General features: G+C 41.4%; 23 protein-coding genes and 1 tRNA gene. 8 read left to right on the forward strand and 16 right to left on the reverse strand.

Annotated elements, in window-relative coordinates:
• Nucleotides 1-93: 93 nt before the first annotated feature.
• The 3 genes from GLIP_RS16975 to GLIP_RS16985 form a co-directional block, all read right to left on the reverse strand.
• A complete protein-coding gene (locus GLIP_RS16975) occupies nucleotides 94-414 on the reverse strand; it encodes an EthD family reductase (protein WP_008845910.1) in 321 nt (106 codons plus the stop codon).
• A gap of 93 nt (nucleotides 415-507) precedes the next feature.
• Nucleotides 508-861 carry a ribonuclease E inhibitor RraB gene (gene rraB, locus GLIP_RS16980; RefSeq protein ID WP_008845911.1) on the reverse strand — a complete coding sequence of 118 codons (354 nt, stop codon included), beginning with the start codon at nucleotides 859-861 and terminating at the stop codon, nucleotides 508-510.
• Between the two features lie 33 nt (nucleotides 862-894).
• Nucleotides 895-1,620 (reverse strand): 1-acylglycerol-3-phosphate O-acyltransferase, encoded by a 726-nt coding sequence (locus GLIP_RS16985; RefSeq protein ID WP_040523331.1) that lies wholly within the window; start codon nucleotides 1,618-1,620, stop codon nucleotides 895-897.
• Between the two features lie 208 nt (nucleotides 1,621-1,828).
• Here GLIP_RS16985 and GLIP_RS16990 point away from each other — a divergent pair, with 208 nt between their 5' ends.
• Nucleotides 1,829-2,974: an HD-GYP domain-containing protein gene (locus GLIP_RS16990; protein ID WP_008845913.1), complete on the forward strand. Its 1,146-nt coding sequence runs from the start codon at nucleotides 1,829-1,831 to the stop codon at nucleotides 2,972-2,974.
• 61 nt (nucleotides 2,975-3,035) lie between these two features.
• Here the strand turns inward: GLIP_RS16990 and GLIP_RS16995 are convergent, their stop codons facing one another.
• Complete coding sequence (locus GLIP_RS16995) at nucleotides 3,036-3,359, reverse strand: DUF3718 domain-containing protein (protein WP_008845914.1); 324 nt, start codon at nucleotides 3,357-3,359, stop codon at nucleotides 3,036-3,038.
• Nucleotides 3,360-3,924: 565 nt separating this feature from the next.
• Between GLIP_RS16995 and GLIP_RS17000 the strand changes: the two genes are divergently transcribed.
• Entirely contained in the window at nucleotides 3,925-4,686 is a 762-nt protein-coding gene (locus tag GLIP_RS17000; RefSeq protein ID WP_008845915.1) for a choice-of-anchor H family protein, read from the forward strand.
• A 126-nt stretch (nucleotides 4,687-4,812) separates the two neighbouring features.
• Here the strand turns inward: GLIP_RS17000 and GLIP_RS17005 are convergent, their stop codons facing one another.
• From GLIP_RS17005 to pepA, 3 genes are read right to left on the reverse strand one after another with little or no spacing between them, the layout of a single operon-like run.
• Nucleotides 4,813-7,578 (reverse strand): valine--tRNA ligase, encoded by a 2,766-nt coding sequence (locus GLIP_RS17005; RefSeq protein WP_008845916.1) that lies wholly within the window; start codon nucleotides 7,576-7,578, stop codon nucleotides 4,813-4,815.
• Complete coding sequence (locus tag GLIP_RS17010) at nucleotides 7,571-8,029, reverse strand: DNA polymerase III subunit chi (RefSeq protein ID WP_008845917.1); 459 nt, start codon at nucleotides 8,027-8,029, stop codon at nucleotides 7,571-7,573. Before GLIP_RS17010 ends, GLIP_RS17005 begins: the two co-directional genes overlap by 8 nt.
• Nucleotides 8,029-9,534: a leucyl aminopeptidase gene (gene pepA, locus GLIP_RS17015; RefSeq protein ID WP_008845918.1), complete on the reverse strand. Its 1,506-nt coding sequence runs from the start codon at nucleotides 9,532-9,534 to the stop codon at nucleotides 8,029-8,031. The genes GLIP_RS17010 and pepA overlap by 1 nt, the downstream gene beginning before the upstream one ends.
• 242 nt (nucleotides 9,535-9,776) lie before the next feature.
• Here pepA and lptF point away from each other — a divergent pair, with 242 nt between their 5' ends.
• Nucleotides 9,777-10,874 carry an LPS export ABC transporter permease LptF gene (lptF, locus tag GLIP_RS17020; RefSeq protein ID WP_008845919.1) on the forward strand — a complete coding sequence of 366 codons (1,098 nt, stop codon included), beginning with the start codon at nucleotides 9,777-9,779 and terminating at the stop codon, nucleotides 10,872-10,874.
• A 2-nt stretch (nucleotides 10,875-10,876) separates the two neighbouring features.
• Nucleotides 10,877-11,938 (forward strand): LPS export ABC transporter permease LptG, encoded by a 1,062-nt coding sequence (gene lptG / locus GLIP_RS17025; RefSeq protein WP_008845920.1) that lies wholly within the window; start codon nucleotides 10,877-10,879, stop codon nucleotides 11,936-11,938.
• A 6-nt stretch (nucleotides 11,939-11,944) separates the two neighbouring features.
• Here the strand turns inward: lptG and GLIP_RS17030 are convergent, their stop codons facing one another.
• The 5 genes from GLIP_RS17030 to GLIP_RS17050 all read right to left on the reverse strand — a co-directional run bounded on the left by GLIP_RS17030 (nucleotide 11,945) and on the right by GLIP_RS17050 (nucleotide 18,749).
• The gene (locus GLIP_RS17030) at nucleotides 11,945-13,273 is read right to left on the reverse strand and encodes an NCS2 family permease (RefSeq protein ID WP_008845921.1); all 1,329 of its coding nucleotides are present in this window, start codon (nucleotides 13,271-13,273) and stop codon (nucleotides 11,945-11,947) included.
• A gap of 88 nt (nucleotides 13,274-13,361) precedes the next feature.
• The gene (locus GLIP_RS17035; protein ID WP_008845922.1) at nucleotides 13,362-14,483 is read right to left on the reverse strand and encodes a purine nucleoside permease; all 1,122 of its coding nucleotides are present in this window, start codon (nucleotides 14,481-14,483) and stop codon (nucleotides 13,362-13,364) included.
• Between the two features lie 96 nt (nucleotides 14,484-14,579).
• Entirely contained in the window at nucleotides 14,580-17,021 is a 2,442-nt protein-coding gene (locus GLIP_RS17040) for a TonB-dependent siderophore receptor (RefSeq protein ID WP_008845923.1), read from the reverse strand.
• Between the two features lie 376 nt (nucleotides 17,022-17,397).
• The gene (locus tag GLIP_RS17045) at nucleotides 17,398-17,907 is read right to left on the reverse strand and encodes an RDD family protein (RefSeq protein WP_008845924.1); all 510 of its coding nucleotides are present in this window, start codon (nucleotides 17,905-17,907) and stop codon (nucleotides 17,398-17,400) included.
• A gap of 110 nt (nucleotides 17,908-18,017) precedes the next feature.
• A complete protein-coding gene (locus tag GLIP_RS17050; RefSeq protein ID WP_008845925.1) occupies nucleotides 18,018-18,749 on the reverse strand; it encodes a FadR/GntR family transcriptional regulator in 732 nt (243 codons plus the stop codon).
• A gap of 522 nt (nucleotides 18,750-19,271) precedes the next feature.
• Here GLIP_RS17050 and GLIP_RS17055 point away from each other — a divergent pair.
• Entirely contained in the window at nucleotides 19,272-20,240 is a 969-nt protein-coding gene (locus GLIP_RS17055) for a sugar kinase (protein ID WP_153886359.1), read from the forward strand.
• A 99-nt stretch (nucleotides 20,241-20,339) separates the two neighbouring features.
• Here GLIP_RS17055 and GLIP_RS21540 read toward each other — a convergent pair whose 3' ends face one another.
• The 4 genes from GLIP_RS21540 to GLIP_RS17075 all read right to left on the reverse strand — a co-directional run bounded on the left by GLIP_RS21540 (nucleotide 20,340) and on the right by GLIP_RS17075 (nucleotide 23,899).
• Entirely contained in the window at nucleotides 20,340-20,648 is a 309-nt protein-coding gene (locus tag GLIP_RS21540; protein WP_008845927.1) for a hypothetical protein, read from the reverse strand.
• 20 nt (nucleotides 20,649-20,668) lie between these two features.
• On the reverse strand, nucleotides 20,669-21,646 hold the full coding sequence (locus tag GLIP_RS17065) for a YHYH protein (RefSeq protein WP_040523334.1): 978 nt from the start codon (nucleotides 21,644-21,646) through the stop codon (nucleotides 20,669-20,671).
• Between the two features lie 100 nt (nucleotides 21,647-21,746).
• A complete protein-coding gene (locus tag GLIP_RS17070) occupies nucleotides 21,747-22,433 on the reverse strand; it encodes a response regulator (protein ID WP_008845929.1) in 687 nt (228 codons plus the stop codon).
• Nucleotides 22,430-23,899 (reverse strand): ATP-binding protein, encoded by a 1,470-nt coding sequence (locus tag GLIP_RS17075; protein ID WP_008845930.1) that lies wholly within the window; start codon nucleotides 23,897-23,899, stop codon nucleotides 22,430-22,432. The genes GLIP_RS17070 and GLIP_RS17075 overlap by 4 nt, the downstream gene beginning before the upstream one ends.
• A 162-nt stretch (nucleotides 23,900-24,061) precedes the next feature.
• Here GLIP_RS17075 and GLIP_RS17080 point away from each other — a divergent pair, with 162 nt between their 5' ends.
• The 3 genes from GLIP_RS17080 to GLIP_RS17090 all read left to right on the forward strand — a co-directional run bounded on the left by GLIP_RS17080 (nucleotide 24,062) and on the right by GLIP_RS17090 (nucleotide 24,944).
• Nucleotides 24,062-24,322: a hypothetical protein gene (locus GLIP_RS17080; RefSeq protein WP_008845931.1), complete on the forward strand. Its 261-nt coding sequence runs from the start codon at nucleotides 24,062-24,064 to the stop codon at nucleotides 24,320-24,322.
• Nucleotides 24,323-24,335: 13 nt separating this feature from the next.
• Entirely contained in the window at nucleotides 24,336-24,680 is a 345-nt protein-coding gene (locus GLIP_RS17085; RefSeq protein WP_008845932.1) for a hypothetical protein, read from the forward strand.
• A 177-nt stretch (nucleotides 24,681-24,857) separates the two neighbouring features.
• Nucleotides 24,858-24,944: transfer RNA gene (locus GLIP_RS17090), tRNA-Leu, on the forward strand.
• Nucleotides 24,945-25,309 lie beyond the last annotated feature (365 nt).

Below are 25,309 nucleotides of genomic sequence, written 5' to 3' on the forward strand. Positions count from 1 at the left end.
TAAATCACGTAAATCCTCAGGCTAAAGCCACACATGTAGATTCCAGAAATCCATGGGCTAAAACCAATGCTACATCTGAGAGCTGCGTCTATCTTATTCCGCGTCGCTTCCAGTCAAAATGACAGGTGCTCCACCTGTTGAAATACGTATAGCGTCATCCGCTACCTGTTGCATTTCGGCGCTCTGTAATGTCTGTTGCAATGCTTCTGCTGACGGAAAAGGCATACTAAACATTTGATAGTATGGTGATGGATTATGCACCTCAGAATCAAATTTGGTCACAGTATAAGGCTTAAGATCCGTAGGGATACGCATTTTTTCATGAAGCAATGCAATGTGCTCGGAATAGTCGATTTCGAATTGCTCTGTATCTGTGGGTTGTGGATAAAGGACAACTAATTTAACGTCGGACATAATTCATTTCCTTATACTTGGCTATTCCGCAAAAACATCGTATACCTTATTCTTACGTTTTTCGCAGTTGCAGTGTCATTTATAATTGCAAAGCTACTCTATAAAGTAAGTTCCCCAACCATCATAATGAATTTTATGCTTATCGGCGATAGTTAACAAAGTGTCGGTATCTTTGTTGATTAAATCAACATCTAACATTCTTTCCACTACAGCATCAAAGCAAAATACTGTTCCGCCGTCATCTAACATTAATTCTTCTGCATCGCCAACCTCAAAGCCCGCTTTAAATGCGTCGACCGCCGCTTTTTCGAGAATATCAAAATCAGAATGCGCAAAATGATATTCAATAGTGTGAGGAACGTTGGCATTACTTCCATCTTCGATCAATGCTTCAACGGTTTCTTGATTAAATTCGTACCATTCTTGTTTTTCTTCTGCATTGCTCATTGTCTAGCCCTATAGTTGTTCAATTTTGCTAATCTATTTAACTTCATCTAATTGTGCAACCCGATTGTCCAATTCAGCAATTTTATCATTCATTCTTTGTCGAATTTCCGTTGCCCAAGCTTTTGCATCTCGACTTTTGTCGAGCTCCACAGGTTCACTTAAATCGATAAGCACGGTGCCATTGTTCCAGCGATTTAGCTTCACTTTATTATGTAAATTACTGGTACAAACCATGACAACAGGCTCGTTTACCGCCTGAGCGATTCTAAACGCTCCGGTTTTAAAACTTAGTAGCCCGCGTCCGCGACTGCGAGTCCCTTCTGGAAAAAAGTATACTGATATTTTGCGCTTTTTAATTTTTTCTATTGTTTGTTTTAGTGTGTCATTTGCTCGACCGCTATTTTTTCGGTCAATCAATATATTGCCCGATAACCAATACAACCAGCCAAAAAACGGAATGAAGACTAAACTCTTTTTGCCTACAGTGACAACACCCTGTTGGGCTGATTTACATACCGTTATTAAGTCATAACTATTCTGATGGTTTGCAACAAATACAAATGGACCTTGCTGCTTCACGGATTTCGGTACGTTAACTTTAACCGTTAGGCCAACTATCGATGCCATTACGCCATATACTTTACCAATAACATGTACATTGTTACGGTGAAAAGGACGCACTAAGCACAACAAAATCATCGCTAAGTTTGCCAAAATAAAATATAAAAATATCAATATGATCCGGATGACAGCTAACACGTGTACTCTCAAATTTTGAACGGGCGCTGAGTATACAATGTTTCTAGTTAATACCAAATGTTAGCTAACGCACAGTGGCGACTATTATTACTGCTCAGATCAGTGAATAAGCAAATTAGAGGTGATATGTTGTGTAGAATGCGTGTTTATGGTCGATAACAAACAGTAAATTGTGCTCTATGAGAAATGCTTGAGGTAAACCAAACTGATGCAAACTTTTACGCCAGAAGATCTAGATGACGATATCTTAACTGACCTACTCGAAGAAATTAATGAATTGTATGAAGCGAGTGAACAAACCCTTATTGAATTAGAGCTTCGACCTGAAGATAACGAACTGCAACGAGCTTTATTCCGTTCAGTTCATACGATTAAGGGAGATCTAGGTCTAGTTAACTTTCGACCAATGTTGCCGCTGCTTCAACATGTAGAAGACTTGTTGGACTACTTGCGTAAAAATCAGATTAAATATACCAGCACTATGAGTGATTTGGTTTTACTGACAATGGACAGAGTGAAAATATTTGTCGAAAGTTGTTTTAAGACGGGGTCAGCTGAATACGATCCCGAGTTGTTCAGTTTGTTGGTTAATCATGTATCACAAATCTCACCGAATAATGCCGATCTACATGAAAAATTGCTTGCAGATGCGGTACTACTACTTAACCCTGATTTAGATCTTGCTAATGTAGAGGTTGTTGAGGAAGTCGCGGGTGAAACGACACCTTCCCGGTCGGTTACCTTAGCGAATACCGGTATTCCCAAAGGTTTAAGTAGTGAAAAGCAAATGGATATTTTGTTTTTCAGAGAAATTATGAAACCTATCGAGCGTCGCTCAATGTATTGGGAAGGCAGGGGAGATAGAATCGCAAAACTTGCATTTTATATAAATAAAATAGCCGGTAATCCTATCGAAGAAGACCAACTCGCCGTAGCTTGTTACGTACATGATTTCGGAATGGCGTTTATGCCACTTAAAATTTTGCACAAAAAAGAAAGTCTGACTGAAAATGAATTTAATTTAATTCGTTCACATGTTTATAAAAGCTCAAGGATACTAGAGCACTTAGATCACTGGAATGGCGCACGAAAAATTGTTATGCAACACCATGAAAGGATAGATGGTACGGGTTATCCATTAGGTATTAAAGGGCAGGACATTTGTGACGGTGCTAAGTTACTAGCGATTTTAGATAGTTTTGATGCTATTACTCATAATCGCGCTCACACTGGTCACAATAAACAACCAAAGAAAAAAGCCGTAGTTGAAATTAACAGAGCTATGGAAGGTCAATATTGTAAAACTTGGTTAGGGCATTTTAATAGAGCAATGGCAGGGTTGTTGACAAAATAGTACGCATAAAAAAGTTTAAGCAAGCTGGATTATTGAATTCCAGCTTGCCTACCAACAGTCACTATTCAGCCTGTGCAGTGATGAATGAACCTACTTGCGTAGCATTGCGCTTTGCAGAGAACTCAACTAAAGACTGACCAGAACAGGTTACGTTGTTATCAGCTAAAACACGCTTAAGAACACGCTGTCTAGAAGAACCTAGTTCGCCAACAAAACGGTTTAAAGAAATTTTGAAAAGCTCAACGTCGTTGTTTATTACAGCTTTACAAAATGAAGCATATTCTAAATCACCAACAAATTTTACGTTTTCAGCAGAAGAAGTTGCTGCAGAAGCAGTAAAAGGAACAGATAGTGCAACCAACGTTGCCAATACTAATTTTTTCATAAGAACACCTATTTAATTGATAGAAAGTAAAATTTTTAATCACTGATTACCTAACCAGTGAGATAAATTGTAATTAAATTTCAGTTTAATGTTGTTCTTTTACTGTATAGGTTTAATTAACGATGTGTTACATACTTTCTAAATTAGTAACATTTTAAGTTATCTTATTGTTTTTATTGTTTTTTATGGTTTTCCTTAATAACTTAAAGTTCTAACTAATTTATTTTTTATATGAAACTAATATTGTAATTTTATTACAGAATGGCGTGAATACCTTGCTAAATGTACACTTGTTAAAAGAATTAACCTAAAACAATACAAAAAGTATGATTTTGTTGGAGTAAATTCCGCGCTACAGCTGTTCTATCGTTGCCGAAGAGGGAGTATTCCGGCGTAAATTTCGAAATCAATAGTGTGTAGTCCCAGCTTTAGCTGGAGAACTATCAGAGTTGCCCTAGGCAACAAAATTCACCTTTCGTAAGAGTTAAGCTTCCCTTCAGCTTTTATTCATCTTCATAGATCCACAATAGTACTCAGATTAACAGGAAAGTTTATTGGAGCTGCTATGAAGCATTTTACGATTGTGGGTGCATTATCATTATTATTATCTACCTCGTTTTCTTCTATGGGTGCTGAAAACGACGTTAACGAAGCGATTAGTGTGACATCTAAGGAGTCGCAACACGGTAAGGTTTTAGGAGAAGTAACTAAAAAAGGTGTGCCAGGTAGCGTTCAAAAAGAAGCTATGGAAGCTGAGTCTCTAACGAAAGAGCAGGCTCACCAAAAAAGGCAAGCTGCGGCACCACTGACACGACCTTTGGATCGTGACCTACGTATTGTCGAAGAAGATCCGGATTTTTGGATTTATGATGCAGTCGTCTTTTACGATATTGATAGAGATGCCGATGGTTATTATTCTGGTTTCACACTCGAATTTGACGCCGACACTATTTATACAGAAGCGGAAGTATATGCGCGTTTGTATTTAGCTAGAGGAGAGGTGTTTGAGGAATATCACACCACTTCGTTGTTTTACATAAATGGAGATTCGAGTAACGACAGCTACGTTATAGAAAGTGACTTACAAACGGGGTTTCCACCTGGAGATTACGAGTTATTGATAGAGTTATATGACACCTACGATAACCGCTTAGTCGCTATCTCCGATGGCTATAGCGATGCTGACTTAAGTTTGTTAACACTTGAAAGTCAAAGTTACGAAGAACCACAAGTTGTGATAGTTAATGAACACGGTGGTAGTTTTGGATTTCTTGCCTTGTTGTTAGTACCTGCACTAATGGGGAGAATGTTCTCCACAAGAAGTTAGTCAGGTCAGGTGAGATTTTCGGGGAGGCTATGCCTCCCTTTTTTATTGTCTGGAATTCAATGTCGTTACCCAAAAAAATCCCCAGTTGAACTGGGGATTAGGTTATTGCTGTTTTAGTATAAAAACTTACAGGGCTTGAATGGTTTCGCGCTGCTCTTTAAGTTTATTTATTTGCATTTGAAAGTCTTCCAGCTTCGCTTTTTCTTTGTTGATAACCGCTTCTGGCGCATTGCTAACGAACTTCTCATTGCTTAGTTTACCTTGAGTACGCGCAAAGTCTTTTTCAATTTTGTCTAAAGCTTTTGCAATACGTGATAATTCAGCGTCTTTATCTATCAGCCCCGCCATGGGGATAAGAATTTCCATTTCACCCACTAATGCCGTGGCCGATGCTGGTCCTTTATCTCCTTCAGCAAGCTGAGTAACGCTTTCCAGTTTAGCCATCTTTGCTAGAAAGCTTTGACTTAAGTCTAAACGTGCCTGATCTTTATCACTAACATTCTTCAACAAGACATCAAGGGGTTTATTTGGCGAGATATCCATTTCACCGCGAATATTACGGATCCCAACAATAAAGCTCTTCACCCATTCCAAATCTGCTAAAACAGTTGGATTTTGGCGGCTACTATCAAGTTTAGGAAATGGCCTTTGCATTATGCTATCACCCGCAACACCACACAATGGAGCAACTCTTAACCAGATTTCGTCAGTGATAAAAGGCATAATCGGGTGCATTAGGCGTAACAAACTTTCCAGCACATTAATCAATGTATGGCGGGTACCGCGTTTTTGCGCTTCACTACTGGAATCAGAATTTAGTACAGGTTTAGTTAATTCTAAATACCAATCACAGAACTGATTCCAAGTGAATTCGTAAACCGCTTGGGCTGCAATATCGAAACGGTAATCTTTAATCGCTGCTTCGAATTCACCTAATGTTTTTTGGAAGCGCGCCCAAATCCATTTGTCAGCGAGACTAAGTTCTAATTCGCCACCATTTGAGCCTGTGTCTAGCTCTTCAGTGTTCATCAGCACAAAACGTGATGCATTCCACAACTTGTTACAGAAGTTTCGGTAGCCTTCTACTCTGCCCATATCAAAATTGATATCGCGGCTGGTGGAGGCCATTGCTGCAAAAGTGAAGCGAAGCGCATCAGTTCCATATGCGTTGATGCCGTCCGGGAACTGTTTAGTGGTGCGTTTCGTTATCGCCTTTGCTTTTTGCGGCTGCATCATACCTGCAGTACGTTTTTCCAAAAGTTCTTCAAGAGTAATGCCGTCAATCAGATCGATTGGATCAAGCACGTTGCCTTTAGATTTCGACATTTTGTCGCCTTGTTCGTCGCGAATAAGGCCTGTAATGTAAATTTCCTTGAACGGGATCTTGCCGGTGAACTTCTTCGTCATCATAATCATTCTGGCGACCCAGAAGAAAATAATATCAAATCCGGTGACTAACACTGAACTGGGAACAAAGGTTTCTAGTTCTGGTGTTTCTTTTGGCCAACCCATAGTTGCGAACGGCCACAGAGCAGACGAAAACCAGGTGTCTAATACATCTTCATCCTGGCGTAAATTTACATCTGTGCCCAAGTTATGTTTCTCGCGCACTTGGGCTTCGCTACGACCTACATAAACTTTTCCGTTTTCGTCGTACCAAGCTGGGATTCTGTGTCCCCACCAAAGTTGACGAGAAATACACCAATCTTGAATGTTGTACATCCATTGATAATAAGTTTTGTTCCAGTTTTCAGGTACAAATTTAATCTCTCCACTTTCTACCGCTTCAATAGCAGGTTTTGCGAGAGACTCAACGGCAACATACCATTGATCAGTTAAGTAGGGTTCAATGACAGCACCGGTACGGTCGCCTCGGGGTACTTTGAGCTTATGATCTTCTACTTTAAGTAACTTACCCTCGGCCTCTAAATCAGCGACGATTTGCTTACGCGCGTCAAACCTGTCTAATCCTTGGTATTTTTCAGGGGCAGAGTTATTTATTTTAGCTTCAGCGGTGAAGATGTTGATCATTTCCAAGTCATGGCGTTTACCCATGTCATAGTCGTTAAAATCATGAGCGGGTGTTATTTTAACGCACCCTGTACCAAACTCAGGATCAACATAATCATCTGCGATAATCGGAATTTCCCGACCGGTTAACGGTAGGGTGACGGTTTTACCGATTAAATGTTGATAACGTTCGTCATCTGGGTGAACTGCAACGGCTGTATCGCCCAACATAGTTTCTGGGCGAGTCGTTGCGACAATGAGCTCACCACTAGCGTCACTTAGCGGGTAGTGCATGTGCCACATAAAGCCCGCTTCTTCTTCATTTAACACTTCTAAATCAGAGACGGCAGTGTGCAGAACAGGATCCCAATTTACTAAGCGTTTGCCTCGATAAATTAGTCCTTCTTCATGTAGTTTAACGAATACTTCTTGAACAGCCTCTGATAAGTCGGGGTTCATGGTGAAGGCTTCACGGTCCCAATCAGGTGATGTACCTAAGCGACGCATTTGTTGAGTGATATTGCCGCCTGATTCTTCTTTCCACTCCCAAATTTTATCGATAAATGCATCACGACCTAAGTCATGGCGCGTTTTACCTTGTGCATTTAATTGACGTTCAACCACCATTTGGGTGGCGATTCCAGCGTGATCAGTACCGCATTGCCAAAGTGTGTTATCGCCTTTCATACGATGATAACGGATCAATGAATCCATGATCGTGTGTTGAAACGCATGTCCCATGTGTAAGTTACCTGTGACATTGGGGGGCGGTAATAAAATGCAGTAAGGGTCGCCTGTGCCGCTCGCTTTAAAGTAGCCTTTTTCTTCCCAATGCTGATATCGGGCTTGTTCAATATTCTGTGGACTAAAAGTCTTATCCATGGTGATTCTCATTAATGCTACGCGCGGGCAAGTTGTGCATAGTTAAACCTTGCGCACGGTATTGTTTATATCTGTCTCGAGCCTGTTGTTTAGCGGATTCTTCTGCGGGAACAAAATCGAATATTTGCCTAAATCGCTGCGCTTCAGAAGGTATGCTATTGGCGAGGTTAATGATAACGGGTCGATTCGCAGAGTTGCTAACTTGCCAGCATATTTCAACCGGAGCACCACCGTTGGGGCCTTCTCCAGTTAAATTATGCGGAACGAAGGCCTCTAGCGGTTGTTGCCAGAGCAGCTCATCAAATGCCTCTGCACTTTTTTTATCATCACATACGACCAAACAACGGCGTTTATTTCGGTAGCTTTGTACGGCCAACTCACAGGCAGTTAACCAATGTGCAGGATGGTCTGAATCTGCTTCTTCAAGCATATAAAAAGTAACGTCGGTCATTACTCTTCAGTTTCCAATCCCGCACGATTCATTAGAAATTGTGTCATCATTGGTACTGGTCTGCCTGTTGCACCTTTGTCTTTCCCACTTCGCCAAGCTGTACCAGCTATGTCCATATGTGCCCAATTGTATTTTTTGGTAAAGCGCGACAAAAAGCAGGCTGCTGTTATAGTTCCGGCAGCTCGACCACCTAGGTTTGTCATGTCAGCGAATGGACTTTCTAATTGCGATTGATATTCTTCCCACAATGGTAAACGCCATGCTTTGTCGCCACTTTGTTCCGATGCGTTCAACAGTTCATGAGCCAACGGATTATGATTACTCAAAACAGCGCTAGCATGTGCTCCTAGAGCAACGATACAAGCGCCAGTTAAGGTCGCCATATCAACAACTAGCTCTGGATCAAATCTTTCTACGTAGGTCAAAGCGTCACATAAGACTAATCTACCTTCGGCGTCAGTATTCAATACTTCAACTGTTTGACCAGACATGGTGGTGAGAATATCACCTGGACGGTATGCATTTGCATCTGGCATGTTTTCACAGCCCGCTAATACACCAATGACATTAAGTGGTAAATTTAATGCGGCAATGGCATGCATGGTCCCCAGCACACCGGCTGCGCCACCCATATCGTATTTCATCTCATCCATACCTTCGCCTGGCTTGATTGAAATACCACCTGAATCAAAGGTGAGCCCTTTGCCTACTAAAACCACAGGAGCTTGATCTTTCGCGCCGCCATTGTGATGAATAATCGTCATTATTGATTCGTTTACAGATCCGCGTCCTACGGCGAGATAGGAATTCATTTCCAATTCTGCCATTTGCGCTTCATTAACCGACTCAATTTTAATACTCGAATAGTCTTTTTCGAGTAATTTAGCTTGCTCTAACAAATATGCGGGATTACAGATGTTGGGGGGCATATTCGCCACATCTTTGGTGGTTTTCATACCTGCTGCAATAGCTAGACCATGCTCAACTGCACGTTCACCTACAGGTAGCTCTCTGCGCGTTGGTACGTTAAATACCATTTTACGCAATGGGCGACGGGGTTCACCCTTTTTACTTTTAAGTTGTAAAAAGGTGTAAAGAGAATCTTGTGTGGTTTCTACAGCTTGACGAACTTTCCAATAAACGTCTCGGCCTTTTACGTGCAACTCACTCAAAAAACACACCGCTTCCATTGAACCTGTTTCATTCAGGGTTTTGATGGTTTTATCAATAATCTGTTTGTATTGGCGTTCGTCTAGTTCACGTTCTTTACCACAACCTACTAACAACACTCGTTCGCTCAGAATATTTGGTACATGATGAAGTAGCAGCATTTGACCCGCTTTACCTTCCAAATCACCACGACGTAATAGGTTACTAATATATCCTTCGCTTATTTCGTCTAGCTGTTCTGCCACAGAGGTTAAACGACGTGGCTCAAATACGCCAACGACTATACAAGCGCTGCGTTGCTTTTCAGGGCTTCCGCTTTTTACGCTAAATTCCATGCTTATTCCTCACTGTATTCGAATTAACTGATGCTATGCTACTCAATAAACGACAAGCATTCAGTGTATATTTCATTTCGGGGTTATCTGTCTTTTCGCTATTGACTGACAGAGTCGAAGAAATTCAAGTTCAAGAGTGGCTTTATTTAAAGTCATTCATACATTAAACTTGTCAAAACACTAAGTTTACTTAAAATTTCGCATCATGCCACTAAAAAAGCGACTTTTCCCTTGGACAAAAAGTGCTGATATTTCGCTATTTACTTAAAGAAACCATAAAGTCACAACTGGCCGTGTTTTTGGTCATTATGGCCATTTTCCTTACTCGAAATTTCGTGAGGGTATTGGCAGACGCCTCTGACGGTGAAATTCCAGCTAGTTTAGTGTTGGGATTTTTAGCGCTCAGTACTCCTTATTTGGCTTCGTTAATCTTACCTCTGAGTTTGTTTCTCGGGGTGATGTTAGCCCATGGCCGCATGTATGTTGATAGCGAAATGGCGGTAATGCGCGCGTGCGGTATTAGTGAGTGGTACATCACGCGTGTGATGTTAGCGTTGTCGGTATTTATGTTAATTATTACCGCCACTTTAACGCTGTGGCTCGCACCTTTATCAGTGGAAAGCGAATATCAATTGCAAGAGAAAGCTGGCGCGCAAGGCGGTTTAACGGCCTTAATTGCAGGCCGATTCCAAGAGACTGCCAATCGCAAAGCCGTGATTTTTGTGCATGAAATTGATTCAGACAATGCCTCATTAAAAAAGGTTTTTCTTGCGCAACACGACAAAGATGATGCCCATGAGATTCATGTGGTTTATTCACAAAATGGCAAAGTTAGTTTAGACGCCGAAGGCTCGCAACAACTCATTTTGCAACAGGGTGTGCAGTATGAAGGTCAACATGGCAAAGTAGACTACAGGGTAGTTGAGTTTGACCAGTATCAAATAGAAATTTCGGAGCGAGAAGCTGAACAGAAACGCCGTAAAATGACTGCCATTCCCACGCTTGATCTGTTAGATGATGACAGCATTGAAGCTATCGCAGAACTGCAATGGCGTATTGCAATTCCTTTGTCATTGCCGTTTTTGATCCTTATCGCAGTTCCTTTGAGTTCGGTTGATCCTAGACAAGGGCGCTTTGGTAAAATGTTCCCAGCCTTATTACTCTACCTTGGCTATTTTATGTTGTTGATGGCGGGAAGAAAGGTATTAGAGGATGGTAAGATCCCACCTGCCTTTGGATTATGGTGGGTACACGCTGTGGTGTTATTAATTGGGATGACGCTAGTCATTAAGGGTCGTCCAATCGGTGTACGCGTCAGAGCAGCTATGGGTAGAGGATAAGTATGTTTCGGATTCTTGATTTCTACATTGCCAGAACGCTACTTGGCACCACAGCAATTAGTTTATCTGTTTTGGTAGGGCTAAGTGCGCTAATTAAGTTTGTTGAACAGATGAAAAGCGTAGGTCGGGGCAGTTATGATATGACAGCTGCAGGCATCTATGTGTTGCTGAGCTTACCTCGCGAGATTGAACAGTTTTTTCCGATGGCAACCTTATTGGGCGGCCTTATCGGATTAGGAATATTAGCCAGCAATTCTGAGCTGGTGGTTATGCAATCGGCTGGATTGTCACGTTGGAATATTACTGTTTCGGCAATGAAAACTGCATTTGTGATGGTACTGTTCGTAATGGCTATCGGCGAATGGGTAGCACCGGTCACGGAATCCAAAGCAAAAGAAATCCGCACTCAGGCAATTTCCGGTGGTAGTTTATTCTCATCTGACAGCTTGGTCTGGGCTAAAGACGGTGACAACTTTGTAAGTATTGGCGAAGTTGTAGATCGCAATAACTTACTCGATATTAATGTTTATGAATTCGATGCTGATCTCAACCTACGCCAAATTACGACAGCGGAAAAAGCCGAGTTTGTGGACGATGTTTGGAAATTAACAAAAGTTAATTATACCTTCATCGGCAATGATAAAATTCGCGGTCAAGATATTGAGCAAGGTAGCTGGCAGTCAACACTGACCCCAGATAAACTTAGCGTGGTAAGTGTTAAGCCTGAAGCGTTATCGATTCAAGGTTTAACTGAGTACGTACAATATTTGGATAATAACAGCCAAGATTCTGACCGTTACAACTTAGCCCTCTGGCGCAAAATCTTACAACCGGTGTCTATCGGCGTAATGCTGTTGTTGGCTTTATCTTTTGTGTTTGGGCCGCTTCGTAGTGTAACTATGGGGGCGCGGGTTATCATGGGAGTGCTAGCCGGTTTTGCGTTTTTCATTAGCAATGAAACCTTTGGTACTTTTAGTTTGGTTTTCCAACTTCCCCCTGTACTCGGAGCAATTACTCCGAGTTTAGTGTTTGCCGCGATTGCAGGCTATCTGCTTAGGCGTTAACTGTGTCTACTTCAAATTGAATACGTAACGCAACACGAAAATTGCCGCCATAATATAGGTCAACAGCGAAACTTGTTTGTATTTGCCCATACCTAAATTAACACCTACATAAGTGATAAAGCCTAATGCGATACCTTCGCTAATACTAAAAGTAAGAGGCATAGCAAGTAGGGCGACCGTAGCTGTCGCTAGAGATGGCAAATCATCAAAGTCCAATTGACGTATCGATTCCATCATAAAAATACCCACCATCACAAGCGCAGGTGTAGTCGCCATGACAGGCACAACTAACATTAAAGGCGTAAAAAACAGAGCTAATAAAAAACACACCGCAACTATCACAGCTGTGAGTCCAGTGCGGCCACCTGCTGATACACCTGAAGCCGATTCTACGTAAGAAGTGACCGGAGATGTCCCTAAAGCTGCACCTACCACGCTAGCCGTTGCATCAGCAGTCATGGCGTTGCCCATCTTAGGTAATTCACCTTGCTTGTTAAGTAGGTTCGCTTTTCTAGAAACTCCTATTAATGTACCAATTGTGTCGAACATGTTCACAAACAGGAGCGCGAATATTAGGTCCCATGTATGTGCAAAGTTTTCAATTGGATACATGATATCCATGGCTAAAAATGTGGATGAAATGCTTTCTGGTAAACCTATGATGCCTGTTGGTGTAGGGGTAAGTGTACCGTCACCAAAAGGGACGAACGCGCCAATAATGGCTAAACCGACTACTGATATTAAAATTGCCCCAGTTATTTTTCTCGCGACCAATATAATAGTGGCAACGATGCCAAGCAGCGCCAATAAAGTAACCGGTTGAGATAAGTCACCTAATGACACAAGCGTGGCAGGATTATCGATAATTAAACCAGCATTTTTTAATCCAATGAACGCGATAAACAGACCGATCCCGCACTGCACTCCAATTTTTAAGGCATTTGGAATAGAGTCGGCTATTTTTTTACGGATCCCTAATAACGACAGTAAAACGAATAAAATGCCGTTCCAAAATACTATGCCAAGCGCCGCTTCCCATGGTACTTCGCGAGTAATACAAATAGTAAATGCAAAGAACGCATTGAGTCCCATGCCTGGTGCCATTGCGATCGGGTAATTTGTCATAAAAGCCATCAACAAAGTACCGATACAAGCTGCTAATGCTGTTACCGTAATCAATCCCGCAACGGGCATACCAGATGCCGATAGTATGCTTGGATTAACGACCAATACATACGACATGGCTGCAAATGTTGTTAGACCTGCGATGCACTCGGTTTTAAAATTGGTATTATGTTTGGTTAGGCTAAAGTAGCGCTCTAATAGTGTGTTCATGTGCACAGGTCTCTTATTATTATTTGCATTCTATTAGAAGTAATAGCAGCATTTTTAGTGTTGTGAGCTTGTTTCATCTCAACGGTAATCATTTAGCGCTAGGTAAAGTTTGACTATACTGCTGCCAATCGTCAAGCAGGGCGTGTACTACCGTACTACCCACGGTATAAGCTGACTCCAGTGCTGATTGCATTCCCGCATAGCCGTTTTCGCCACTTTCCATGGCTAAATTCTGCGCCGCTGTTAATCCGTCTGGTTGCATGGAGTAATTGCTACCCGTTCGTAAAACCAACAGCCTGTTTTTGTCCACTTTGTTAATGCGGTCTAGGTACGTTAATGCTTGCATGGTACCCGTATCTTCCATACCAGAACTGACGAAATTGCCCGCGCCGTCTGTCCAGAATGAAGTCCAATCATTAGCCCATTGGTTAAGTAGTTCTCCATGCCAAAACGTTGAAGCAGCAAGATGATCTCCTTTGAGCACAAATGGCGGTTTCTGTGCATTTTCGAAACGAGTGTATTTAGCGCGCAGTGTTGCCATTGCTGGATAGTCAGTTAGTTTAATATCTTTGGTTAACTGAAAGGCCCATTCGGTTAAATCGGCATTTAGTTTATAGACTTCGCCATTCGGTTTATGGTGGGTTTCGGATTGTTTTGCATCTGGATAAGGCGAGTTTGCGAACAACGGGAAATAGCCTGTGCTCCAATTCTCAGGAATTTCACGGCCATCTATTTGATGTGCAAGGTCGCCATCTACCAACCAAGTCGCCCATGCGGCGGAGCCAATAGAAGCATCAGCTGGATCAAAACCCGCAATACCCGCAACAAGCCAGTATGCCTTGCTGAGATCAAAGCGCGGATCTAAGCCTAAAGCCATGATCGCTGCAGTGGCTTTTGCGGTGCCCATGCCAGTTACAATACCCATTACACCTGTGTCTGTGTTCATATATATATCATGATGAGACTGGGGGAAATCGAATTTAGTATTAAGTTGTTGGCCTGCTTTCCAAAGTTGAAATTCACCGGGTTTATCGCCTTCGTCTTCACCAATTTCAAACATGGTTACCACGACAACTTTTACTTGAATAGGTTTAGTGTCCGAACTGTCTACGGGGATCTTTTTGCTACTATTTTCACATGCGACTAAACACAATATTACTAAACTCAAAATAGCATTGTTGCGCAACAATTTGAGTTGATTCGCAAACATTTTTTCTACTCCTATAAAAAGGGTAAACATGCTTTAAAAACATATTTACCCTGTTATTTATACGCTATCTAGCTTCAATTAAAGCTGCTCTAAAAATTAGAACTTATAGCTGAATTTCGCTTGATAGTGTCTTGGTAGCTCAGGTAATACGATTTGCGAACCAAACAAATCAGGGAAGTTTGCCCGATAGTAAGTTTCGTCCGTAAGGTTTTTGATCGATAGGCTGGCTGTCCAAGTTTCAGCATCATAGAAAATACCCGAATTTACCAAAGTGTAAGAGGGTAATTTAACCGCCTTAGAGAAACCTGAATAGGTGCTATCAGCATGAATAACACTGGCATTAATCGCAAATCCATTTTGGAAGTCGTAAGTGGCTGTCGCAGAATAAATGTTTTCAGGAATACCCTGTTTACGCGCATCTTCTTTACTTGCTCCCTCTGGAATTAAGGTTAAACCAATTGGGTTACCACCAAAAATTAAGGCAGGATCTGTCAAGTTAGTTAAGTCTTCAGCACCAAGGAAGCCAAACAAAGAGCCGCCATTACCATTATTATATGCAGTCAGGTTGTAGACTTTCATATTGGTATAACCAGCAGTTACAACCAGTTGTTCATTAACTACCCAACGAAGTTCAAATTCTGTACCTTTGTTTTCCGTGGTCGCGTTCGTGACTATGGCTTGTGCATTAAAATCAGATCTTTCCTGCACATAAGTTGAAAGTGCGAAGTACAGCGTATCCTCTAAAAATGAACCTTTAACCCCCACTTCTTTCAATTCAGAGGTGTCAAATGCGCCGTTATATGGATTTCCATCATCATCTCTTAATTGTCCGTAGCCAATTTCAGCCCCTTGACCTGCTATCACAGTGGCCTGTTCCGCAACAGTGATGTATGGGATCAATCCAAAGCTCGTCTTGTAGGAGATACTGGTATTCCATGACGTTCCACTAAAGTTGTCTTCAGCTGTTAAAATCGGGGTTTCAAAAAGCAGTTTGTCACCATGGCTAGTCGTTTTAACATCAATGCTGTCATATCTAAGACCTAAAACAATATTTAACCCGAAATCCCAGGTTAAATCTGTCATTGCCGCAATACCGTAATCGGTATAATGACCATCATCATAGTTATCGTAATTGTCATCAATGCGCGTAGCTAACTCACGTCTATCCAATGCAGTAGATGGCATGGTTAGATCACGGCGGTTGAAATATTCATAGGTGAAGTCGTCGCCATGTAAAAATTCAGTGTGGCGAATTGAAGGTGATACTTGAAACTGAGCGAATAACGAGTCATTTTCGTAATCTGTCGCAAAGATCAATTTATTTTCAAATACCGAGCTTTCATGAAACTGTGAAAAGCCATAGGCGTTTTCATTGAGGTTCTCATAAGTCTCATAAAACATTTGGTTTTTAATTTCCCAATTGTTGTCGGTGTAATAAATCACATCAAAGTACAGTGTATCAACGGTGTTGGTTAAAACGTCGTCTGCCGCTACTAAAACCTGATTTCCACTTAATGTCGTGGTGCCAGGATTATCTAATTGCATTAACTCTAAAGCATCCTCATCAGTAAATGCTGGTGCAAACGGGTAGAAAAAAGCCGCTCCGGCAAGGTTAACTGCGCCATATTCGTCATGAGAAATAGAACCATCACCGTCGGTATCTATGTTTTTCGCTGTACCGGTAATGTAGGTGCCAGTATCGATTAGATCCTGAGTTAAGCGGTTCCATCCCGCCACCTGATTGCCATCATAATCATGATGCATGCCTCCAAATTCAAACCGGAGATTATCAGTCACATCGATATTGAAGGACGCTTGCAAAACGGTCTGGTCAGTACCTGAGTTATCGTAATAGCTTCCTGAGTTTTCTACCTCACCATAGAGATAGAAGCCCATCTTTTTGTCACCAATTTGTGCAGGTCCGCCAATTTCGGCGGTTAAAATGCTTTTATCCCAACTGCCCAATGTATATGACATTGCACCTGTATTTTCTTCTAGATATTGACCACCGCTTGCACGCGCTGACTTGGGGTTGAAGTTTAAGTAGCCGCCTATTTTTGCTGGGCCGTAGATAGGAGATGCTGGACCTCTTACGATATCGATACTACTAGAAGCACCAATCGGAGTAGGGTAGTTTCCTGGGTTATCAAGTCGCTTTACACCGCGAAAATATGCTTCACCAGGCGTTCCGCGCACATCCAGTGACCCGGCGACACCAAAAAATGATTGGGTATAAGTACCTGGCGAAAAGGCAACTAGTTCATCGATATCTGTCACTGCAAAACGTTCTAATTGCTCGTCACTGATTGTCGAGGCAGAGCGGGGGGTTTCTAATATAGATTTTCCAAAACCAAAGACTGATTCTACATCTTGACCGGGTAAACTACCTAAAGACCCTGTGACAGAGATTCGTTCTACGCTTTCTCCAACATCTTCTTCCGCTTCTTGTGCATACAAGCTCAATGGTTGAAATGATGCGAGACCAATAGCAATTCCCATTGCCAAAGGATTTAGTTTGCGGTTAGTAATGTTTTTCATTGTGTGTTTCCTAGCGTAAGTATCATTCTTTGTAACGACCTGATTTAATTAACTTTGTTATTTTATTATCTTCTCTAGAACCACTTTCACTAAGCACAAAGAGTGCCATCATCTTGACTGAATGGTCAGGATTTTTGATTGTGTTTAAGTTTTTGATATTTATGAATTAATTGATGTTTGTTTGAAGCTGAAAGAATAAATAGAAAAGCGAAACGAGCGGGAGATGCACCAGAAAAGGCCTCAGTAAAAGAGGTTGCACCATAGTGAACAGGATGAGGCTGTCAGAGCACTAAAAATGCATTGAAACAATTATTTACCGCTAACAAGGTTGACTTATAAATTTGCGGTAAATAAAGTGACCGGTAAAAATATGTGTCTAAAGCGTTTTCCAAGCGCGGTGATGATTTGCATCTTTGCTTAGTACAAGCATTTCTGTTTTCGCTAGTCGGTCTTGTAAAGACTGCTTATTTTTGCGATCAAAAAGTACCAACAAAGTACCCAATCCTGCTAACGAAAATACTATGCGCATGAGCGCTCTTCGATAACTCAAAGGTTCGTCAGTTAAACTAAATAGGCGTAATCGCCATGCACGCATACCGATCGTTTGCCCACCATTTCTCCAAAACCAGAGGAAGAAAAACAAGATCCATAAGCCTACCCAAACCTGACCAATAATTTTGAACCATTGGGATTGCCCCGAAAAATCCATAAAATGCGTAAAGCCTTGATTGTGAATTATGCCGTTCTCGAACAATAGTAGTCCCGCAACAGAATAAATTAGGCCAGCACACATACCAATTGCTACCGCGACTAATATGTCATATATCATTGCAGCTAATCGTTTAAAAAAGCCTGCTCTTGGAAAGTTTTGATTGATTTGGGTCATGCTATATACGAAGAAAGGGTTTCACTAAGTGTATCAACAAAGCTGAACAAAGGGGAAACGTATGACGGTTATTCAACACTCCGAAATTGGAAATGTTAGCGTTGCTAACATTATCCAACTAAATGGGTTATCGAATATCTATCGCGAGTTTCGCTCGATTTTCTTTTAACTTCTTCTAGCGCTTTTGCTTCTGAAATTTCAAATAATGAGTTGATCAAGCGATTAAAGTGACCATGCATGGCAGCACGAGCTTCTTGTGAATCGTGTTTTTTTAACGCATTGTAAATACGTCTGTGTTCTTCAAGACGGTCTTTATCACTGCTGCTACATACATTTTTGTATTCTGAGATAATCTGCGGCAATGTCTCACGCAACTTCCAATAATGCTGAATTGATTGAAGTAACGCGGTATTGCGCGTTGCTGTGGCAATAATTGTATGAAATTCACGGTCAGCGTTTTCTGGCTCTATACCCTTTTCCATTGCTTGCAATGTGTGGTCCAAAGCTTCCAGTTCTTTATCGGTAATCGCCATTGCAGCCAGCGCCGCAGCTTCTCCTTCAACTAATGCTCTTGCTTGGGTTAATTCAAACGCACTAATATTCGGGATGGATTTGTATTTCGAAGTTGTATCTAGCACGTAGACGCCTGAGCTCACTTTAACTTCTACTCTTCCACGCACTTCAAGCGCAATGATGGCTTCTCTGATTGTTGGACGACTAACATCAAAGTTTTCAGCTAATTCTCGTTCTGGAGGAAGTCTACTCCCTACAGGGTAGCGACCAGAGTCAATTTGAGACTCAATTTTATCCACAATATGCCAGAACATACGACGATTCTTCATTTTTTAACCTATTTCCGCAGCAAATTGGTAAACAGCAAACAGTAATTTACCGTAATTTATCATATAAATTAACCGCAGTTTACTGCAATTTCAACGCCTGTACGACACCGAAGTACCGCTTAAGTTCCTTAGATGTGCGTGAAACTTAAAACCAAACTGTAAATAAATTTCGGATTACCGGTAAGTGTTAAGTATGCCAAATTTACACTTTTGGTTATATTTTAATCTAAAAATTGGTTGACAAATTGGTCTTATTTGTTAGTTTGTTGCCGCCCGTGTACCCTGCGGAGGCCACTTAGGTGGCCTGTTTTCAATTCCAGAATTAGTTGTGTAATGTCAAGTTAAACTTTTTAAAAGTACGCTGTGAATAGTGAGTTTTGGTAATACCAATAAGTCCTATTACCGTGTAATAGCATGTAGAGTTTGTAGTAAACCTTGATTGAATATTCTGGTTAGTGAGTTTTGGATTTCGAAAATTTCAATAACCAAAATAAAAAATGAAGAATAACAGTGAGCTTAAAAATGACGCAAAAAGATATTACCTTGGGTGATAACACCTCTAAACCTATCATCATGATAGGAGAATGTATGATGGAATTGACGCAACATGGTACCGACATGTTTCGCAAGGGATTTGCCGGCGATATATTTAACAGCAGTGTTTATATGAAACGTTCGTTTCCAGAACTCGACGTAAATTTTATGAGTTGTATTGGGCGAGACGTCGTGAGTGAGCAGCTCCTAGATATTTTAGCTCAAGAGGAATTAGGAAGTCGATTCATAGAATACGATGAAAAACGTATTATGGGCACCTACATGGTACAAACGGATGAGCAAGGAGAACGTTCATTTTTGTACTGGCGTAACGACTCTGCAGCAAGTCAATTGATGCACAATCTCTCCGCTAACGTGGAAGAGAAACTACGCGAAGCGCAACTCATATTTTTTTCCGGGATTACTCTTGCCATCTTAAATGACCACGACCGAGCTCAGTTGTTGCATATGCTCAGACGTTTGCGAAATCAAGGTGTTAATATTGCGTTTGATCCCAACTATCGTCCTATATTATGGGAAAGCGAAAAGATTGCCATCAATGCAATTGGTCAAGGGTTTCAAGTTGCTAACATTTTACTTCCCGGAATTGCAGACTTTCAGTTATTCGAACTGAGTCAGCCGGATCAGATTGTTAAATTTCTGCGCAGCTGTGGTTTTGACGAACTGGTTATTAAACATGGTGCAAAAAGCATTTTGGGTTATTCAAAGGATTGGCAGTGTGAAGTAGACGTATTACGTAATTCTCATGTTCTTGATACGACCGCTGCAGGTGACGCATTCGCGGGCGTTTATTTAGGTGCACGCATTGCTGGCTTGGATATTAAAAGTGCCATTGAACGCGCAGCGATTATTGGCAAAGAAGTAACTAATCACCCAGGGGCCATTGTCCCTAAAGACAAGTTTGCACAGTTTTTAAAAGATAGTCTAATAGATTAGTTTACGAACCAAGTGTACGTATAGGTCATAAGTAATGAATTTAGCCACAATCAATTTACACATTGAATGCGGCTAAATAGCGTAATTTACTGCTAAATCTCAATGCCCATCATGTGGAGCATGCCGTTTTGATAACCTGTCCGAAATAGTGATTTCACCCGCAGCTCTTAATTCGGCCAGCTTTCTATCCGTGATACTTTCAAATGGTTTATTTCGGACACAAATTAAATGTTCCTTAAATTGCTGACAACTACCAAGGTGTAGTTGCAAGCTAGATGATACATATCCACATGATTGCGACTTTGTTTTATCTACACAGGCTTGTAGAGCTGTATCATCGACGTGGCCTTGGTGTGCGATACTAGTTAATGAAAGTAAGCCGAGTGAAAGCATAATGATTTTATACATTTTTAATCCTTGTAAATTGCTTAGTGGACCAGTGAGCCTTGTTCGCCATGGAAACAGCCAATAAACATGTTTTCACCCGCTGACGCTGAGTGATAATGATAACCCCGAGATTCGTCACTATGCCCGCGGCATTCATCTAAATCATAATCCTCCTCTCCGGCTAAGTTGCGCATGCCATAAATACCATAGCCATCAAGCGCATAGCCTAGCAAACTCGCGTGATTGTCACTTTGCAGTAAAGTTTCAGTACAGCCTGTTGAAGCGTGATAATGATATCCTTCAAACGGATTGATATGGCCACCACAGTCGTCAAAAGCCGCAATTGTGTTAGCTGCTAAAATGGCGCTCACTGGAGCTGGAGGCGCAAGTACCACGCCATTGAGGGTAATACCTAAATTATCACCTCCGATGCTGTTTGGATTTGCTAAAGCTACGGGCTCAACAGGAATTAAATAGGTCTGCTCAACCGCGCTCTCTAAGTAGCTTAAAGAGCATTCTACACAATGATTTTGGTATTCTTCGGCCACATTAGGACGAGCTGCACCTTCACAAGCAGCTTGGGTATCTGTTACGTTAACCAGACCGGTATCAGGATCATATAGCTGCCAATCCGAACCATATAAGGTATCGAGATTCAGGATAAATTCACCATCAATATCGTAAACTTCACCAGAACCGTCAAACCAGATCCCACCTTCACTGGCATCTGAATAAATCGTTGGAGGACAAAACGGGCCGATTTCATTGGTGACTGGCTCACCGGGAATTGTCACTCGGTAACATGTAGTAACTGTTCCGCCTGACAGTGTGCAGCTTTCAGTTGTGGGTGTTTGAAGTAGTGCACCAACATGAAAATTGTCAGGGTTAAAGGTTGATTGCACAGTGGTTGTATTGTCTTCATTGATGGTTTCATTGTCTGTTTGGCTACTACCACCACATGCACTCAAGACCATCGATGAAATGAATAGGACTAAAAGGATAGTGGAATTTTTTTGCATCAGATTAAAACTCTGCTAAATATTTTGCTTTGCTTAGCTTAGTGAAAAAATGTGCAGAGAATGTGCAAAAACGGTGGGTTTTTGGTCCAATTTAGCGGTGTTATTCTACTTTATAGCCTAGCCCATAAATGGAGTGCAGAAGTGGCGGCGCAGCGTTATCAAATTGTAGCTTCGCTCTTAAGTTTTTCATGTGACTGTCGATTGTGCGTGAGCTAACGATGCGTTCATCTTCGTAACACGTACTCATCAATTGATCGCGAGAAAAAACCACGCCTGGGCGTTTAACTAAAGCTAACAACAATCGGAATTCAACGGGAGTCAGTTCAACTTGAACGTCGTTTATGATTGTTTGATGACGAGCCAGATCTAATTTGATTGATTTATACGTTATTAGATTGTCTTGAACCGCTATTTGCTGTTCAAATCGCCTTAAAATGGTTTGAACACGTGCTACCACTTCTCTAGCCGAAAAAGGTTTGCAGACATAATCATCTGCGCCAAGGCCAAGACCCATCAATTTATCTATCTCATCTACTCTGGCGGTTAACATTAAAATCGGTAAAGTAGAAAATTGCCGGATTTCCTTACACAATGTATATCCATCTTTGAAAGGTAACATGACATCCAAAATAATGAAGTCTGGAGAGTGATTTTTAACGTACTCGATAACATGCTTGCCATCAGCAAGAACGTGAGTGTCAAATTGTTCTAAATGTAAAAATTCGACCAGTATTTGTGCGATCTTAGGCTCATCTTCAACAATTAAAACGTGTTTTTTTAGACTCATTTCTCACCTCTTGAAAGTGGAAGTATGACTGTTACGCACAAACCGCCTAACGACGATGGGGTAGCACTAATTTTGCCATGATGCGCTTCGACAATATTTTTGCAGATAGTCAATCCTAAACCTGCACCTGATTCTCTGTTAGTTCGAGACGTATCTAGCCTGAATAATGGTTCAAATAATTTTTCACACTGATTTGGTGTTACTGACGGTTTGGAGTCATTAATTTGCAAGAGAATCTCTTGCTTATTCAACCTCAAGGAAACCTTGATTTGTCCGGGACTGTCAGTATAAGCAATGGCATTCATCAGTAAATTTAAGCACAGCTGCTCAATCCTTCTGCTATCCATAGAAAGCATAATATCAGGCTGAATATCCATATTAATCGTTAATTCTTTTTCTATCGCATGTTGCTCTACACTTTGAATACTGCGCTCAATGGTGTCTGATATATTGGCGTGTAACATGTTGTATTTTAATGCGCCCATGTCAGACAAAGAAAGTTGATACAAATCTTCGACTAGGTGATTGAGGCGTTCGGTTTCTTGTTGTAATGATGCGAGATTCTTCATATCAAAAGGCCGAACACCTGCTTTAAGCAAATCGATTTCGCCGGTTAGCACCGTTAATGGCGTTCTAAGTTCATGGGATATGTCTGCAAAGAGCCGGTTTTTGGCGGAACGGTTTTGATTTAATGTTTGGCTTAGATAAGACACATTTTCCATTAACTCGCCTAATTCATCTCTTCGATTTCCATTGAAGGTCACCGAATAGTTTCCTGAGCTCAGTTGCGCAACACCCTGAATAATTTGTTTAATTGGTTGTAACAACTTGCGCGACACTAGCCATGAAAGTAAACCGGCTAAAATGAGACAAATACTGCCAATGATTAAACTTGCCCACATTTGTTTTTGAGCAAATAAATTCGCTGATTCATATGAGCCTTCAATCGTTGGCCAACTGCGTAACTCTGCAATCTTGTTTTTTCCTAGGTATAACGGATAGCTAAAAGAGTGATCAATTTTTTCTGATTTGTCTTCACCGGAAATCAACTCCCCGCTATTACTAAATAATCCGGTGGGGGGACCTGCGGTTTTTAATTCGCCTCTATCTTGTTGCCCAAGGTTTGGTTTTGGACGATGAGGCGGCGGAGGAGAACCTTTAGGACGTCCAGCGGGAGGTTGATGTCTATTTGCTCCAGGTGGGAGATTTGGCTGCCTATTTGATCGTCTATTGTGATTGATGAAATTGTCTAAACCGAGAACTTGTACATCCGCCCAACTATTGTCTGACGTTTGATATTGTTCGACTAAATCGACACCAATTCGCTGCAGTCTGTTTTGCTCAATACCTGAAACAAACTCTAAAAAACCTTGTTTGAAACTCCATTGGGCAAGACTCATCGAAATTACCAACATGGTGCTAACGAGTCCCAATAAAATCAAAAATAGTTTGCTAGTCATTTTCATTTTAGCAGTATATCCGTGGAATCAATTTAGCACTAGATTCCCAATGCGAAGTAGCGTTTTATTCCACACTTAATGCACTTTTTCTGCACATTCCTTTGTTAGCATCAAACCATGTTAAAAACCCCATATTTTATCTAGACCTTAACTTTGAGGAATTAAAAAATGCAAAATTCAGTGGTGACAATGTTGATTTTAAGTGCAGTAATCACAAGCCCGTTAGCGTTGGCAAAACCAGATAGGGAAGGTCGAGGTGGCAAGCCACCCCCAGAAGCTTTCGAAGCCTGTGAAGGTAAAAGCGAAGGGGATGAAGTGAGTTTTACTACGCCCCGAGGCGATAACATTACGGCAAGTTGCAAAACCATGCAGAATGAACTTGTAGCCGTACCGGAAGGGCACGAGCAGCGCAAAACAGAAAATAACTAATTGGGAGCCGCTAATGCAAATTGACAATCAAAGCACCGCCATCAATATGGCAAACATAAACATGGATGGCACACAACAACGCCGTCCACCTCCACCACCGCAAGGTGCAGTGCCTCAAGGGTTAGACTCTGTAGTTTCGAGCATGTCCAGTGAACAGCAAGAGCAAGTGACGTCAATGTTGAGTTCGTTATCAAAAGAGCAACAACAGGAATTGAAAACATTTTTAGATAGTAATAAAGAGCAAGCTCAACATCTTAGTGATGCAGTAAAAGGGGCTCAGTTCTTAAATGCGCTAAATGAAATTACCGGTAATAAATCGACTACAGATAGCCTATTAACAGTTGATACATTTGCCTAATTTTTGTGACAGGGGTTAAATCGTTCAATGGGTAATTGGAAAGTGGGTGATTTATAGGCAATTGTTCAGTTCATTGCATAAAATACTTGCATGCTGAAAATGCGAAGATATAATGCCTGCCTCTCGTTAGCACAGCGAGTATACCAAACGTTTTATCAGATTGATTAAACGTACGTTGCCAGAGTGGCGGAATTGGTAGACGCAGCGGATTCAAAATCCGCCGGTAGTAATACTGTGCCGGTTCAAGTCCGGCCTCTGGTACCAAACATCAAACCAACTTTTAAGTTGGTTTTTTTGTGCCTGAAATTTGAGGTAGTTTAGGCTCGCCGGACTATGTGGGAGTTTACATCTTCGAATTAGAAACATACAAAACCCAAATTGAACCCATCCATGGTAACTCACCCAGCCCGAACCTCCCTGTTCGGTCGTGCGACTGGGCGGAGCTGCGCTCCTAAAGAATCCAGTCTTACCCTCTGGTACCAAACATCAAACCAACTTTTAAGTTGGTTTTTTTGTGCCTGAAATTTGAGGTGGCTTTTGTTAATGATGAAGAGCTCATTTTTGTAGGCGGGTGCTTTAGCCCCGTGTTGGTTAATAAGAGCCATGGTCTAAAGATCATGCTACAGGCG

Source organism: Aliiglaciecola lipolytica E3 (genome assembly GCF_000314975.1).
Classification (GTDB): Bacteria; Pseudomonadota; Gammaproteobacteria; order Enterobacterales; family Alteromonadaceae; genus Aliiglaciecola; species Aliiglaciecola lipolytica.